The organism is Thermoanaerobacter brockii subsp. finnii Ako-1 (assembly GCF_000175295.2).
GTDB classification, from domain to species: Bacteria; Bacillota; Thermoanaerobacteria; order Thermoanaerobacterales; family Thermoanaerobacteraceae; genus Thermoanaerobacter; species Thermoanaerobacter pseudethanolicus.
The window spans coordinates 1,752,666-1,768,349 of record NC_014964.1; the positions used below are offsets into that span (position 1 = coordinate 1,752,666).

The following is a 15,684-nucleotide window of genomic DNA, read 5'->3' on the forward strand; positions in this document are numbered from 1 at the left end:
TTATAGTCCTTTATAAATTAAAAGCCTGAGGGCAGAATTTCCTCAGGCCAAAAAGGCAACAACAAATTCCACCCATAGTAAAGCAGTTTACGGCTGCTTTGTAGAAACTCCCGTGCCATATTCACGGGATTATATGAGTTCCTCTAATAAAACTATTAACTTGTTAATGAATAAGTTATTATTCAATATATCAAATTTACATGTCTATGTCAACAGTACAAAAACTGCAAAAACTAATCTTTCATATAAAGTAAAAAAGGATTCCAACTATAAAATAGTCAGAATCCTGCCTATTACTAATTTCTATGGCAATGGTGCGCCCGAGAGGACTCGAACCTCCGGCACGCAGTTTAGGAAACTGCTGCTCTATCCTGCTGAGCTACGGGCGCCTAAAAATGTTACATGAGTATTTTATCAGACAATTTAAAAGCTGTCAAGGCCAAAACTTAAAAAGGGCTAAGCTTTCGCTCAGCCCTTTTTATCACATCATATCCATTCCTGCTCCTGGATTAGGCATTGCTGTATTCTTCTCTGGTACATCTACCACTACTGCTTCTGTCGTAAGTATCATTGAAGCAATTGATGCAGCATTTTGCAAAGCTGTCCTTGTAACCTTTGTTGGGTCTACGATACCTGCTTTGAACATGTCTGTAAATTCTTCCTTGTAAGCATCATATCCGAAGTTTGGATCTTTAGCAGCTTTTATTTTTTCTACTATTACAGAACCGTCAACACCAGCATTTGCTGCAATTTGTCTTACGGGTTCTTCTAATGCTCTTAAAACTATCTTCGCACCTGTCTTGAAGTCGCCATCTAAGGAATCAACTACTTTTTGCACATCTTCTATTACATTGAGAAGTGCAATACCGCCACCAGGTACTATACCTTCCTCCACTGCTGCTTTTGTAGCCGCCAATGCGTCTTCAATTCTGTGTTTCTTTTCTTTAAGCTCTGTCTCAGTTGCAGCACCAGCTTGAATGACAGCTACGCCACCGGCCAATTTTGCCAGTCTTTCTTGTAATTTTTCTCTATCATAATCAGAGGTAGTTTCCTCAATTTGAGCCTTAATTTGATTTACTCTCTTCTTAATTTCTGCAGCATCGCCTGCTCCGCCTACAATTGTGGTATTCTCTTTTGTAACTTTTACTTGTCTTGCGCGGCCAAGCATATCTAATCTCACATCTTTTAAGTCATAACCTAACTCTTCTGAAATTACTTGACCACCTGTCAGTATTGCTATATCTTGTAACATTTCTTTTCTTCTGTCACCAAAGCCAGGAGCTTTTACTGCTACACACGTAAATGTACCTCTTAATTTGTTAACAACTAATGTTGCCAATGCTTCTCCTTCTACATCATCAGCTATGATAAGAAGTTTCTTACCGTGTTGCACTACTTGCTCCAAGAGTGGCAACAAGTCTTGGATATTTGAAAGTTTCTTATCTGTTATGAGTATAACAGGCTCCTCTAATACTGCTTCCATTTTTTCAGCATCAGTTACCATGTATGGAGAAATATATCCTCTGTCAAATTGCATTCCTTCAACAACCTCAAGGGTTGTACCTAAAGTCTTTGATTCTTCAACCGTTATAACTCCATCTTTACCTACTTTGTCCATTGCTTCTGCAATGAGATTACCTATTTCTTCATCAGCAGCAGAGATAGAAGCAACATGGGCAATTGATTCTTTATTATCAATAGGTTTAGATATCCTCTTTAACCCCTCAACTGCAGCATCTACAGCCTTCGCAATACCTCTTCTTAAAAGCATTGGGTTAGCTCCTGCTGCGAGGTTTTTGAGTCCCTCACGAACCATTGCTTGAGCTAAAAGCGTTGCAGTCGTTGTACCATCACCTGCGACATCATTAGTTTTTGTAGCTACTTCCTTCAAAAGTTGTGCGCCTTGATTTTCAAATGGATCCTCTAATTCAATCTCTCTTGCAATAGTAACACCGTCATTTGTAACCGTAGGTGAACCATATTTTTTGTCCAATACTACATTACGACCCCTTGGCCCTAATGTAACTTTTACAGTATCCGCAACTGCATTAACTCCTCTTTCTAATGCTCTTCTTGCTTCCTCTCCATATTTGATTTGTTTTGCCATTTTCAACTACCTCCTTATTCTATAATTGCTAGAATATCGCTTTCTCTTAAAAGTAGATATTCTTCACCATCTAACTTAACTTCTGTCCCAGCATATTTGGAGAAGATTACTCTGTCACCGACTTTTACTTCTAATTCTACCTTTTTGCCGTCTATGTATTGTCCTGTTCCTACTGCGACAACTTCACCTTGTTGTGGCTTTTCTTTTGCTGTACCTGGTAAAATAACCCCACCTTTTGTAACTTCTTCTGCCTGGATTACTTTGACCACAACTCTGTCTCCGAGTGGTTTTAATCTCATATACTTTATCCCTCCTTCTTCATTTATTAGCACTCAACTTATGTGAGTGCTAATCCTAATCTCTATATTAATTTAAGTGGTAAAACATATCAAACTTTATTATAGCCTATTTTAGGCCGTATAGTCTGATTATCTATGATTTTACCCAAATATTTTGATTTTATGCCATTATTTATTGATTTAGACTACGTTTCTGTAATTTGTATTTAAAAATAAAAAAAATACAGGGAAATATTTATTCCCCTTTTTCAAAATCACTTTCTTCTTCTTTTTCTTTATTAGACAAATTGACCAAACCCTGTTGTTTCAGGTAATTTATCATGTTATACATGTATTGCTGTTGCTCCTTTGTCAGCATAGATTTTAAATTGTCCAAAACTTTTAACTGCTGATCAGACAAGCCTTGAGGCAATAAATTCTTTTCTCCCTTTGGCAATTGCTGTTGTGTTTCTTTTTCATCACTTTCTTCCTCTTTTTCTTCAACTTCTATTTCTTTTATTTCTTCGTTTTTTTCTTCTTTCTCTTCTGCTATTCTTTCTTCATGAAAATCTCTGGTCGCTTGTTGAGATTGTTTTTTCTCCTCTTTCATACTATTCATAATTCCTTCTGCTTTATTTAATACTTCCAATAATTTTATATTCTTTGCAATTTTATCAGTTTCTTCTATTTTTTCTTCCGGTATTATAGGCCGTATAGCCTCATAAATATCTACTATTTTATCAAAAATGTTATTTTTATCCCCTTCTTTTGTGTATTTTTCTAGTTTTTGTTGTAAATTTTTTAACGCCTCAAAGAATTTCAAAAATTTATCTATTACAATTTTCTTGTCTTCTGCTATGTAAGGTTTTATTGCTTTTAAAATCCCTATTTTGTCTACCTCAACTTTGTCTAATGCTTCAATTTCTTCTTCCGAAAGATTCACTAAATTTTTTTGTATCTCAATTATTTCTGCCATTTTAGAAAAAATATCTACATAATACTGGTCTCTTTTGCTTAAATAGGGTTTTAGGCTTCCTACAAAATCTTTGCCTTTTGTTACCACTTCATACAAATCAATTGTCGACTTTTTGTCTTCTTGTGGTGGCGATAACTTGTTTTTATCATCAGTACCTGTAGAAAGTGTAGTCTCATTTTTTTCTTTTTCTATACCCATCACTTGAAATCTCACAAAAGCTACTATCAAAAGTTCTACAGCGAGTATTTTTAATAAAATCTCCTTTTGCAAAACAAATTCCCCCTATTTTTAATAATCTCTTACTAATATATGTAAGGGGCTAGTCTATTATTATAGACTGCCCCTTATTTTTGTCTAATTTTTTTCCCAAATAATTATTCCTGGAACAAATAGAAGTATTAAAATTATTATTATAAAAATCCAAAACCAACCTCCAACAAATCCTATTCCTTTTTCTTCGGGCATAAATACTACCTCCCTTCAGATAGGTAAATAATAGGGAAATAAATTTTTCATCTTTAGCTAATATATAATACGTAATTTTAAGAATTTGTGTTACCAAGATTAATACCTGTTAATGACCACAAAAATCGCTTTGCTTTTTTTCGCGGTTTTTCTTCCTGTAAAATTACAAGTATTAAAAAGAAAAACAGTAGACTTTCAAGCTCAAATCTTACATCCAGCAGCAAAGTTAAAATTACAAAAAAGAACAACAGAGTATCTCCAGAAAAAGACATATATTATCACTCCACACATATCAAATTTATCAAATAAAAATGGCTCTATCGCAGGATAGAGCCATTCAAAATTACTTGAGTTCATTGAAGAACCAATCAAAACCGCCGTCCATTATTATTACAAGGAGTATAAAGAAGAACAACAATGTCTCTAAAGACCATACATTAAGCTGGCTTCCACCAAGCGCTAATACAAGTATCAAGAAGAAAAACAGCAAATTGCTTTGCCCAAAAACTGAACTTGTTCCTGCCATATTGATCCCCCTTTAAACAATTTTCAATACCTAATCAAGCTTTTGGTTCTTCAACAATAATCCCTGGGACAAACAACAAGATCAATAGTATGATGATTATAATCCAAAACCATCCACATCCATATCCTGCTCCACTTTTATCTACTGGCATAAATAATTTTCCTCCTTTCAAGTCTCATCCTTTTCTATGTGGGTCTTTAAAGACCTACTACATAATATGATATAACTTCATACGGTGACACTTTTTAAATTTCCACTAACAAATTTTTATATTTCACATATTGTGTTAATAGCATGAAAGGAGGTACGCTAATGAATCTTATTCCAATGTTTGCTTTTTCTAAAATAGCAAAGGAAATTTATGTATCAAATAAAATCGATAAAAGGCTTTTAAAAAAAGCATTATATTTAAGAAGTGAATGTGTTCCTGTAATTTTGTATTCCCATTTATCTTATGACATTTTAAAAGAAAAAATCGAAAAAATGGGAGGAAGTATAAAATTTGAACTACCAATCATAAAAGCCTGGTCAGTAAATTTACCTTGTGATAAATTGAAAAATTTCGCTACATTAAAAGGAATTCATTTTATAGCAGAAGACTCCGCTGTTAAGCTGCAGCTTTATATTGCCACTCAAGAAATCGCCTCTCGAAATGCGAACGATTTAGGCTACACCGGTAAGGGAGTAACAATTGCCTTTTTAGACACTGGAATATATCCTCACCCTGACTTTACCAAGCCTAAAAACCGCATAGTGGCATTTCACGATGTAGTAAATGGAAAAAAACAACCTTACGATGACAATGGCCACGGCACTCATGTAGCTGGTGACGCTGCTGGAAATGGATATGCTTCTAATGGCAAATACAAAGGCGTAGCCCCAGAAGCTAATATAGTAGCAGTAAAAGTATTAGATGCCTATGGCAGAGGTTTATCCTCTGACATATTAGCAGGAATGCAATGGATTTTAGACAACAAAGACAAATACAATATACGGGTAGTTTCTCTGTCAATAGGTGAAACTCCTTCTCTTCCTGCTTTTTTAGACCCTTTGGTGAGAGGAGTAGATACTCTTTGGAGAAATGGATTAGTAGTAACTGTTGCAGCCGGAAACTCAGGTCCTAATTACAACACAATAACTTCCCCTGGCACCAGTAAAAATGCCATAACTGTAGGAGCAGTAGATGACAAAAGAACCTCCGACATAAGTGATGACGAAATAGCTCAATTTTCTGGAAGAGGTTCGCCTTATCTATACAAACCAGACATAGTAGCACCAGGTGTAAAAATAGTCTCTACTGCTTCAGAAAATGTACCTTTTGGTGCAGATGAAGTTACGATAAATAAAGCATATAGAACAGCAACAGGGACTTCTATGGCGACTCCAATGGCAGCAGGAGCAGCAGCTCTACTCCTTGAAAAAAATCCTAATTTGACTAATGTACAAATAAAAAATATTTTAAAATCGACAGCAATAAAAATTGACGATGCAGGTCTATGGACACAAGGCAGTGGAATGATAAATATAGAAGAGGCGTTAAAAAAAGTATGAGGGGGTTAACCCCTCATTTCAGTTTGTTCATAAAGCTAAAAATATTCAAAGGAGATATTTTGCATCGTCACTCCGATGTTCCAAAGCGACAAAACTAAACTCGACCTTCGGGTTCCGGCAGGGTACCGGGCACATTCGACATCCTTGTCTTAGTGCCCGCCTCCGCCATCCGTGGCTACGGCCCTGCCTCCACCCTCGGTCTTGCTAAGTTTTGTTGCCGCTTTGTAACAAGTCACTCCTTATGCAAAATATCTCCTTTGCGAAAGTTTGTCAACAGTCTGAGTATGAGAGGTTAACCCCTTATTTTAATGACCTATGTCCTAGTCCAATTGCCACTTCATTTAAGTTTAGCATCCCTACAGCAAAAAACACACAAACACAAAGATGCTCATCAGCATAGGCAATGCCTATTTTTCCACCTACATTAAGTCCCATAGCTTTGTTCATGACTTGTATAGCAGCCTCATGCGCAGCTCCTGCTACAGCTCCTTCTGCAGCGTGTGTGTCTTCTATAATTCCTTCTCTTTTAGCCGCTACTACCGCTCTTTCAATAATTTTAGATATAGAATTTACGTATTCTCCACCATAGTCAACAGCTGCAACTTTTACTCCTTGTTTCCAATATTTGTTTTTTAGTATTTCTTCCTCTTCTCTTGTAGACATGGCCATTTTTACAGCAATTCTGGCTACATCGATGCTTTTTAGTAGTTTCATATCCGCACCGCCTAAAATCCTTTTATAATGTTTAGTAAAATCTGATAAAAAATGGGTATAAAAATAGCCGGTAATAAATTCCCTACTTTTATATTCTTAATCTCTAACATATTCAAAGAAATCGCAAATATCAATACTCCTCCTACAGCTGTCATGTCGTCAATCACTGGTTTTGTCAAAAGCCCTTGCAAAAAAGATGCACCTAATGAAATAGAACCTTGATACAAAAATACCGAAATAGCTGAAAAAACAACACCTAATCCAAAAGTGGAAGCAAAAATTATTGAGGAAATTCCATCTAGAACAGATTTAGCAAATAGTATACTGTGATCTCCAGAAAGTCCATCTTTTAAAGCACCTACAATTGCCATAGCACCAATGCAGTATACCAAACTTGCTGTCACAAAACCTTTGCTAATTGTAGAACTGTTATCTTTACTTAATTTTTTTTGAAATGTATCTCCTAACTTATTTAAATATTCTTCAATATTTAAGGCTTCTCCTATAATACCACCTATTACAAGGCTCACGATCACTACCATTAAATTATTAAATTGAAGGCCACTAGAAATTCCTATTATCATAACGCTTAAGGCGACACCCTGCATGACTATATTTTTAAACCTTTCTGGAATTCCTACTTTAAGAAGGGTACCAATAGTACCACCCACAATTATTGCAATTGAATTTACAATAGTTCCTAGCATCTATTTCTTCCTTTCGTTAAAGATTTTTTTCCCCATCTCCCTACCATAATAGAATAAATACTGTTGCGCAAAACCAGACAAATCTCCAAATTTATCTATTGCAAATAGTTGAATCTCCAAAGGGGTTCCCTCTCTTTTTAAATACAAATATTCAACAATTCTTTTTATCCATACATCTGTAGGAAAAGTGTCATATCTCCCTATTGAATACAAAATGACACAATCTGCAACTTTAGGACCCACTCCGTTTATATTCATAAGAATATCTCTTATGTCATTAGTGCTGTATTCAAACAATTTTAAAAGATCTATTTCTCCAGAAAAAACTTTAGAAGCCGCGTCCAGTATATATTTCGCTCTAAAACCGCATTTTGTCTTGGCAATCGTCTCAACATCAAACATAACTAATTCTTCTGCTTTAGGAAAAGTGTAATAGATTTTTCCTTTGTACTCAATTGGCTCTCCAAAGGAACTAGCAAGATTTTCTATAACTTTTTTTATTTGGGGTATTCTATTATTTTGTGAGATTATAAAAGAGACTAGAGTTTCCCATGTATCTTGGCGCAAAATCCTTATACCTTGCCCATATTGAATTGCTTCTTTTAATATGGGATCTCTTGAAAGATTTTCTTTTATTTGCTTATAATCCCTTCCCAAATCAAAATAGTCAAACCAAATGTCATAAAAGTCATTTAAATCTGTATTGTCAATTATCAACATGTCTTCTTCCAATTTCACGTTTATGACTCTATCGTAAGCAACTCCTGTATAGCTCCCATCCTCTTCTTCATTCCATCTAAAACACTGTCCGCATTCAAAAGTCTCCTTAAGATTAAAGTCTTCAATCCCCCTTACAATTACCTTTGTCCCCTTTTCTTCCACACTATATTTCATCTTCCTCACCCACATTGAGTTTATTTACTTACTAACTATCATATTTCTCTATCCTGTTAATTATTATTATATAATTTTTTCTGTACAAAAAAAAGCCGAAAATCGGCTTTTTTTCTCAAATAAGTGTAGAGATATTTACCACTTAGAAAATAATTGTAAGAGTATTGAAGAAAAAAACACCATAAAAAGAATAGAGTCTGCCCCTATAGAGAGACCTATTATTTTAAGAATTTAAAATATCTCTCGCAACATCATTCCTTATATCTGTGATAAATGGTATCCCAGTTTCCCTTTCAGTTTCCCTGTTGGCCGAAGCAATATCTTCTCTTGAAATTGCTTTGAGAGAAAACTTTCTTGCTCCCGCCATCAGCTGTTGCAAACCTGCAGCCAATTTATCCGCTAAAGTCCATACGGCTATAGCTCCATAAGGTATATTTTTCATTTCATTTTCTCCCACTTTCTTTTTCACCTCATAGTAACCTGCGAAAATTTCCTCTGCTTTGAGGCCAAGCTGAGAAACCGTCGGCGGCAAGCTGTCCCAATTTCCATTTACCTTGCCTTTCCTTTCCGGATGCAGTACCCCTTCTATATTCGAACCTACAAAGGCTGGTATCATTAATGCTCTTCCCATGCAAACTAACTTTGTAAATGGTGCTCCCAGCGCAAGGGCTTTAAAAACATGGTCTTCTCTTGCAAAACCACCGGCAAAGGCCATATCAACCACTTTCTGCCCTTTATTTGCGAGGATTGATGCGTACTCATATGCTTTCGAATGCAGAAGTATAGACGGTACACCCCATGTCTGCATCATATTCCACGGACTCATGCCAGTTCCGCCGCCTGAACCATCGATTGTGAGCAGATCAAGTTTTGCTTCGGTAGCAAATTTTATAGCCATAGCTAAACTATCCATACTATAAGAGCCGGTTTTTAATGTGATTTTTTTATACCCGATTTTTCGTAAATACTCTACGGTTTTCATAAATTCTTCCCTCACTTCTTCAGGGGAAGATAGATGAGTATATCCGAGTCTACTGTGCCTTGCAAAAGATTTTACAGCACCGTTTTTAAATCCTTCAACAATTTCAGGCTTTTCTGGATCAGGATCGACAATGTAACCCCTCTTTTTTAAGAAAGTAGCATATTCAATATCCTTAACTTGAATTTCGCCACCAATACTTTTTGCACCCTGTCCCCATTTAAGCTCTATTATTACCTTATCAGCGTACTTTTCAATAACATATTCTGCCACACCGTTCCTTAAGTCTTCTACATTCACCTGGACAATAATAGCACCATATCCATCAAAATAACGAAGATAAGTATTTATTCTTCTGTCTAGTTCCGGTGCCTTTTTAATTCTGCCATTTTCTATTACTGCCTCCTTATCAATACCTGCCACATTTTCGCCTATTACTATCGGAAAGCCTACAAGAGCCGCACCTATAGCTAATGGGTCCCAGTACTTTGCTGCAATAAAAGTCGACCCGAGAGCACCAGTCATAATAGGAATTCTTGATTTTGTTTTTTCTTCACTACCAAATTCAGTTTCAATATTTACATTTGGGAATATGCAGTCATCAGAAGAATTGGAAATATTTTGACCTAACCCATAAGCACCGTAATTATATCCCATTATCCTCAATGAATTGTAAGATACGCCAATGGACGTTGTGTTGCTGCTTCCAGCTGTTACCATACCAAAATCTCTAGGGTACAACATTTTTCTGCCCAGAAGACTAGAAAGCCAGGTTTCGCACTTTCCCTGGCAATCCGCCATGCAAAGTGTGCACAAGCCGGATTCCGCTGGATTTCCTCTGTTTACTGTTCCTAGTACATCATTTGATTTTGACCATATGGTCATTGCAATTACCTCCTGTTCAATATTTTGTGATTAGTTTTAAAATCTAATTTTTTCGCTAAATTAAGTTGTTTTAATGTTATTTCTAAATAAAGGTTCGTATAATAATGCATTTAAATGCATTTTATCACATTTTTTTCTTTTGTGAAAGTTTTTTTATTGTAAGTTTTCTATTTTTTTTAATCATTTTAAAAAAATATACCCGTTTATGGGTATATTTTACATAATATTCTAATTGTTATACCATTTCTTATATCATTTGTAAATGTTACAAGATATTTTCTGCATAATAATTCATATTTTTGATATATTATACTAATTACTTTTTATTTCTCAAATATTCATCTATAGCTTTTGCCGCCTGTTTACCTGCTCCCATCGCAAGTATTACAGTAGCAGCTCCAGTTACCGCATCTCCTCCAGCAAAAACGCCAGGCTTTGAAGTTTTACCTGTCTCATCGGCTATAATTCCACCCCACCTCTGTACATCAATATCCTTTGTGGTGGAAGGAATCAAATTATTAGGACTTGTGCCTAATGCCATAATCACTGTATCTACTTCTATGGTAAATTCAGACCCCGGTATTTCAATAGGTCTCCTTCTTCCTGAGCTATCAGGCTCACCTAATTCCATTCTTATTACATCCATGCTTTTTACCCATCCATCTTCTGTTCCATTTATCCTTATTGGATTAGCTAAAAACTCAAATTTTATCCCTTCTTCAATGGCATGCTCTATTTCTTCCAGCCTTGCTGGCATCTCTTCCTTTGAACGCCTGTACACTACTATTACCTCTTCTACTCCTTCAAGCCTTAATGCAGAACGAGCAGCATCCATTGCAACGTTTCCTCCACCTATTACAGCTACTCTCTTACCTACTGCAATAGGTGTATCATATTCAGGGAATTTATACGCCTTCATGAGATTTATTCTTGTCAAAAATTCATTAGCAGAATAAACGCCGTTCAAATTCTTGCCCGAAATATCCATTAACTTAGGAAGTCCAGCACCTGTGCCAACAAATACTGCTTCAAAGCCTTCTTCCTCCATTAATTGGTCAATTGTAACTGTCCTTCCTACAACCACGTTAGTCTCAACTTTTGCACCTAATTTCTTTAATCTTTCTATTTCTGCTTCCACAATTCTCTTGGGTAATCTAAATTCGGGAATCCCATAGGTCAAAACTCCACCCAAAGCATGCAAAGCCTCAAAAATTGTAACATCATAGCCCATTTTTAGAAGGTCTCCTGCACAAGTAAGTCCTGCAGGTCCTCCACCTATTATAGCCACTTTTTTATTTTTCTTCTCAGGCTTTACTTCTTCTTCAATATTATTTTGAAGAGCATAATCAGCTACAAATCTCTCTAATCTTCCAATAGCAATAGGTTTGCCAATTTTATTTAATACGCAATTCTTTTCACACTGTTCTTCCTGCGGACATACTCTGCCACAGACGGCAGGTAAACTATTTGTACTCTTTATTATTTTATAAGCCTCTTCAAATTCTCTTTTCGTAATTGCTTTTATAAACTCTGGTATTCTAACATGGACAGGGCACCCGGCCACACAAGTAGGTTTCGGGCATTGAATACACCTGGAAGCCTCTAGAATTGCTTCCTCCTCTGTATAACCCAGTGCTACTTCATTAAAATTCTTTATCCTTTCTTTTGGATCTTGCTCTTTCATAGGAACTCTATCTTTAACGGCCATGGTGACCACCTCCATGTTCATAAAGTTCTAATGATAGTTTTTCTTGTTGTTTAAACATATTAAGCCTTGTCATGGCTAAGTCAAAATTCACAAGGTGTCCATCAAAAATTGGACCATCCATACATACAAATTTTGTCTCACCGCCAACCTCAATTCTACAAGCGCCGCACATCCCTGTTCCATCTACCATCAATGGGTTCATACTGACTATAGTTGGTATATTGTATTCTTTGGTCATCTTGCAAACATTTTTCATCATTATGACAGGACCAACTGTAATAATATAATCTATTTCTTTGTCATTTTCCAATACTTCTTTCAATACATCTGTCACAAAGCCCTTTTTTCCTAGAGTACCATCGTCTGTAGCATAATATACTTTGTCACAGACAGCCTCCATTTCTTTCTTGAAAATTACATATTCTTCACTTCTACCGCCAAGAATCGCTTCAACTTTATAACCTTCTTGATGTAGCACTTTTAATTTAGGATAAAGGGCAGGTATACCTACACCACCGCCAACACCTAATATTTTTTTAGCATCTTTGGGAACTTCCATAGAATTCCCTAAAGGCCCTACAAAATCCAAAATATAATCTCCTGCATTGAGAGTTCCCAATAACTTCGTCGATTTCCCAACTTCTTGAAATACAATTGTAACTGTTCCCTTTTCCGGGTCATAATCTGCAATAGTAAGAGGAATCCTTTCCCCTTTATCATAAATTCTAATAATGACAAACTGACCAGGTTTTGCACTCTTCGCAACTCTTGGCGCTTCAATATCCATGAGTTTGACGACAGGATTTAGTACCTCTTTTCTCACGATTTTGTACATATCACACACCCTTTTCTCCAATATTTGTTTTTTCTATATGCAGATTTTTTACATAAATGTCCATTTGTAGGACATTTAAGGCCGTCATATACTCCAATTGTTTTTTTATATTTTTCATAGCTTCTTTTAATACAGGTATAATTTGGCATCCATACCTCATTGAAACATCTATTTTTAAAATTATTCCTTCAGGTCTTTTTTCCGTCAAAACTCTATTGACTTTGTAGACCTCCCTAAACAAAATAAGTTCATAAGCCACTATTGAATTTATAACACTTTCAGAAATAGTGTATTTTCCTAAGTAGCTGTAATTAGGCCTTACTATTGTCTTTTCAAAATAACCACCTTTATTTCTTCTAAAAATCCTGAGAGGGTCTAAAAAATAGCCTGAGAACTGCTTTTTAACTTCAAAAGTTGGAACAGGTATTACATGTTTTCCTTCCAACAATCGTTTTTCACGCGCTATTTCAATCTGTTTAGGGGAAACTACATCTTCAATATATACCCTTACACTCACTGGCGGAAGCCCCAATTTTTCGGCTATAGCATCCACCATTTTATCAGAAGTACCTATTATGAGGATTTTATCCGGTTTCGCCTCTTCAATAGCTTTTTTTACTTCCTCTACATGCGTAGGATCAGTAAATAATGCTCTTTTTATAGCTCCAATTTTTGTAGCCTCTTTTTTGGCAGAAACCCCCGCAATAATGTTATTACCTTTTATTAAAATTCCATCATCAATGATATACCTAATGCCATACTTGCCAGCAATAAAAGAAGCATGATGGCTTTTACCCGTCCCACTTTCTCCAACTAAAGAATAAACCTTCAACAGAGTAACCCCCTAAAAATGCAATATAAAAACCAACCAATAATCTTTTGAATTGTTTTACAATATTAATTATACGGTTTTATATAAATTTTTCAATCACAAAAAATAGTATTGCTTCAACATGTTATCGAAAAAATTAGCAATATATACCCCCCTATCCTATACCCCTACAAAGCTTATTATAACTTTCTTACTATTTTAAAGTCAAGACTATCCCCTTAAATCTCTTTCATCAATTCTATTATTTAAGCAAAAATTATACCAATAATTTCTTAAAATACTAAAATAAAAAGTGCCGAAAACTCGGCACAAAATCAATTTAAATCTATGTAAAAACTCAGGAAAATGTTGAAACCCACGAGGGAAGGGTAGAAAAGATCTTTGAGATGTATTACTTTTTCAACAAAACATCAGGAACTTGCGGCTTATAAAACCAGCCGATGCAAGCAGAAGTTACAAGTCCCAATGTGCCTATAAATGTAAGCAGCGTTCCTAATAGTGATAGTGGGTTAATTTTTTTCATTCACTTCACCTCCCACTCATCTTTATCTAATTATACAACATTTAAAACGCTTTGTGTGGATTTCGGAACGAAAGTGTCATTTTTGGGAACGAAAATGCATTTTTCACCTAAATATATCCAAATATTTACGCAAAATCCCATTTTTTTATGTAATAAATACAATATATTCCTTTAAAAACCATTAATTTTTTGTATAAAAATATATTCTTTGCTTAGATTTACATAAAAAGGCTGAAAAAATAAAAAAATTTTTATATCCCTGCTTTTTTAAACAACGTATCTGCAATGTTTACTATAGTTTCTCCTAATGTAGTCCTCATAACAGCTTGTAGTGTAAAACCTATAGATACTAAAAACAATATTTTAATATAGAGTATTGAATTGACGAAAAATAAAAAAATATTTATACCAACTAAACTCAGAATTATAACCCTGTAAAATTTATTATCCTTCACTATCGCTAAAACTATAAAATATAACAATAGGCTTGTAAAAACTTTAAGTGTTAAAGGAAAATGTGTGTCTATCAACTTTGCTAAAGCAGCAAAAGGTATGAAATAAACTGCCGTAAAAGTTACACATCTATTATAAGTTGAACAATGAGCTCCTCCTGTATTTATTCTCAAAAAAAGAGCTGAAAGCATTATTACTACAGTGTAAAAGCCAAACCCCAATATTAAAGAAATAGCATAAACTAAGGTAAATTCAATTATTACCCCTAAAATTAAGCTTATACCATATTGTATTTTTGCCATTTCAATATCCGTCAAATTTTGAGTTTTAAACAGTCTTTGTGTCAACTTCTCAGCTAACTTTTCGATATTAATTTTAATCACCCTCCAAAGAAAATTTGGGAATTTCTACAATAACGTCAAAATAACCTCCATCGGTTTGTACTTCTATTTCACCGCTATACTTTTCTACTATATTTCTGACAATATACAATCCTTCTCCTCTGCCTCTACCCTCTTTTGTAGAAAACCCTTCTTCAAAAAAGATGGATGGTTTTACATCTGTTTGAAAATTATATCTATTCTTTATGTGAAATATGTAATCTATTGGGTCTTCTTTCATCTCTATAATTATGTATTTATCTTTTTCCATTTCATCACAAGCCTCTATTGCATTGTCTATTAAATTTCCTAAAACCGAAACTAAATTAAGCACGTGTTTTTTGCTGCACTGGATTTGTGTATCACATTTAAAATCCACTTCAATATCTTTACTCTTAGCATTACTTATTTTCGAATAAAGCAATATATCAATTTCATTTACACCTGTGTTTATTGTCACTAAATTTTTATCAATTTCTTCCATATATGAAGACAAATAATTCTCCAGTTCACTATATCTTTTTTCCTTGACTAATTCAGAAATAATTATCAAGTGATTTTTAATATCATGGTGATTTTGCCTATAGATGCGATTTTGCTCCTCTATGTATTTAAATCTAATACTATTTATCAAAAATTGGCGTTCTTCTTTATTTTTAGCATACAGCTCTCTTAACACAAAAATAGAAAACCCATTCAATATAAAAATTAAAATTCCTATGAAAATCCTAAACAACTCTTGATTTTTGGGCTGAAATACATCAAGACTTTTCATAAAATTGTTGTTTACCAGTATTACTATCAATACCATTTGCACTACATAAATCATCATCGCATTTTTGTAACTATCCTTAAACATAAAACCTCTTCC

General features: G+C 34.8%; 16 protein-coding genes, 1 tRNA gene and 1 riboswitch. Of the genes, 1 reads left to right on the forward strand and 16 read right to left on the reverse strand.

Annotated elements, in window-relative coordinates:
• Positions 1 to 55 precede the first annotated feature (55 nt).
• Positions 56 to 157, reverse strand: a riboswitch (purine riboswitch).
• Positions 158 to 312: 155 nt separating this feature from the next.
• The 6 genes from THEBR_RS08750 to THEBR_RS08775 all read right to left on the reverse strand — a co-directional run bounded on the left by THEBR_RS08750 (position 313) and on the right by THEBR_RS08775 (position 4,352).
• Positions 313 to 389: transfer RNA gene (locus THEBR_RS08750), tRNA-Arg, on the reverse strand.
• A gap of 92 nt (positions 390 to 481) precedes the next feature.
• Entirely contained in the window at positions 482 to 2,107 is a 1,626-nt protein-coding gene (gene groL, locus THEBR_RS08755) for a chaperonin GroEL (RefSeq protein WP_003866816.1), read from the reverse strand.
• Positions 2,108 to 2,121: 14 nt separating this feature from the next.
• Complete coding sequence (gene groES, locus THEBR_RS08760; RefSeq protein WP_003866817.1) at positions 2,122 to 2,406, reverse strand: co-chaperone GroES; 285 nt, start codon at positions 2,404 to 2,406, stop codon at positions 2,122 to 2,124.
• 235 nt (positions 2,407 to 2,641) lie between these two features.
• Positions 2,642 to 3,631, reverse strand: coding sequence for a hypothetical protein (locus THEBR_RS08765; RefSeq protein ID WP_012269568.1), 990 nt, complete (start codon positions 3,629 to 3,631; stop codon positions 2,642 to 2,644).
• A gap of 272 nt (positions 3,632 to 3,903) precedes the next feature.
• Positions 3,904 to 4,098, reverse strand: a complete 195-nt coding sequence (locus THEBR_RS08770; protein WP_003866820.1) for a hypothetical protein — start codon at positions 4,096 to 4,098, stop codon at positions 3,904 to 3,906.
• A gap of 71 nt (positions 4,099 to 4,169) precedes the next feature.
• Entirely contained in the window at positions 4,170 to 4,352 is a 183-nt protein-coding gene (locus THEBR_RS08775; protein WP_009051719.1) for a hypothetical protein, read from the reverse strand.
• A 312-nt stretch (positions 4,353 to 4,664) separates the two neighbouring features.
• On the opposite strand from THEBR_RS08775, the gene THEBR_RS08780 reads away from it, so the two are divergent.
• Entirely contained in the window at positions 4,665 to 5,903 is a 1,239-nt protein-coding gene (locus THEBR_RS08780; RefSeq protein ID WP_012269569.1) for a S8 family peptidase, read from the forward strand.
• A gap of 300 nt (positions 5,904 to 6,203) precedes the next feature.
• Here the strand turns inward: THEBR_RS08780 and THEBR_RS08785 are convergent, their stop codons facing one another.
• From THEBR_RS08785 to THEBR_RS08825, 10 genes are all read right to left on the reverse strand, one after another.
• Positions 6,204 to 6,617: a HutP family protein gene (locus THEBR_RS08785; protein WP_003866824.1), complete on the reverse strand. Its 414-nt coding sequence runs from the start codon at positions 6,615 to 6,617 to the stop codon at positions 6,204 to 6,206.
• An 11-nt stretch (positions 6,618 to 6,628) separates the two neighbouring features.
• On the reverse strand, positions 6,629 to 7,324 hold the full coding sequence (locus THEBR_RS08790) for a DUF554 domain-containing protein (protein ID WP_012269570.1): 696 nt from the start codon (positions 7,322 to 7,324) through the stop codon (positions 6,629 to 6,631).
• The gene (locus THEBR_RS08795; protein ID WP_009051722.1) at positions 7,325 to 8,218 is read right to left on the reverse strand and encodes a DNA-3-methyladenine glycosylase family protein; all 894 of its coding nucleotides are present in this window, start codon (positions 8,216 to 8,218) and stop codon (positions 7,325 to 7,327) included.
• A gap of 223 nt (positions 8,219 to 8,441) precedes the next feature.
• Positions 8,442 to 10,082, reverse strand: a complete 1,641-nt coding sequence (locus THEBR_RS08800; protein ID WP_003866828.1) for a glutamate synthase-related protein — start codon at positions 10,080 to 10,082, stop codon at positions 8,442 to 8,444.
• 316 nt (positions 10,083 to 10,398) lie between these two features.
• The gene (gene gltA / locus THEBR_RS08805; protein ID WP_012269571.1) at positions 10,399 to 11,790 is read right to left on the reverse strand and encodes an NADPH-dependent glutamate synthase; all 1,392 of its coding nucleotides are present in this window, start codon (positions 11,788 to 11,790) and stop codon (positions 10,399 to 10,401) included.
• Entirely contained in the window at positions 11,780 to 12,625 is an 846-nt protein-coding gene (locus THEBR_RS08810) for a sulfide/dihydroorotate dehydrogenase-like FAD/NAD-binding protein (RefSeq protein ID WP_012268607.1), read from the reverse strand. Before THEBR_RS08810 ends, gltA begins: the two co-directional genes overlap by 11 nt.
• A gap of 1 nt (position 12,626) precedes the next feature.
• The gene (locus THEBR_RS08815) at positions 12,627 to 13,457 is read right to left on the reverse strand and encodes an Asp23/Gls24 family envelope stress response protein (protein ID WP_009051725.1); all 831 of its coding nucleotides are present in this window, start codon (positions 13,455 to 13,457) and stop codon (positions 12,627 to 12,629) included.
• Between the two features lie 391 nt (positions 13,458 to 13,848).
• Positions 13,849 to 13,980 (reverse strand): cyclic lactone autoinducer peptide, encoded by a 132-nt coding sequence (locus tag THEBR_RS11870; RefSeq protein WP_003866832.1) that lies wholly within the window; start codon positions 13,978 to 13,980, stop codon positions 13,849 to 13,851.
• A 251-nt stretch (positions 13,981 to 14,231) separates the two neighbouring features.
• Complete coding sequence (locus tag THEBR_RS08820; protein WP_012269572.1) at positions 14,232 to 14,816, reverse strand: accessory gene regulator B family protein; 585 nt, start codon at positions 14,814 to 14,816, stop codon at positions 14,232 to 14,234.
• On the reverse strand, positions 14,809 to 15,672 hold the full coding sequence (locus THEBR_RS08825; RefSeq protein ID WP_012269573.1) for a sensor histidine kinase: 864 nt from the start codon (positions 15,670 to 15,672) through the stop codon (positions 14,809 to 14,811). Before THEBR_RS08825 ends, THEBR_RS08820 begins: the two co-directional genes overlap by 8 nt.
• Positions 15,673 to 15,684 lie beyond the last annotated feature (12 nt).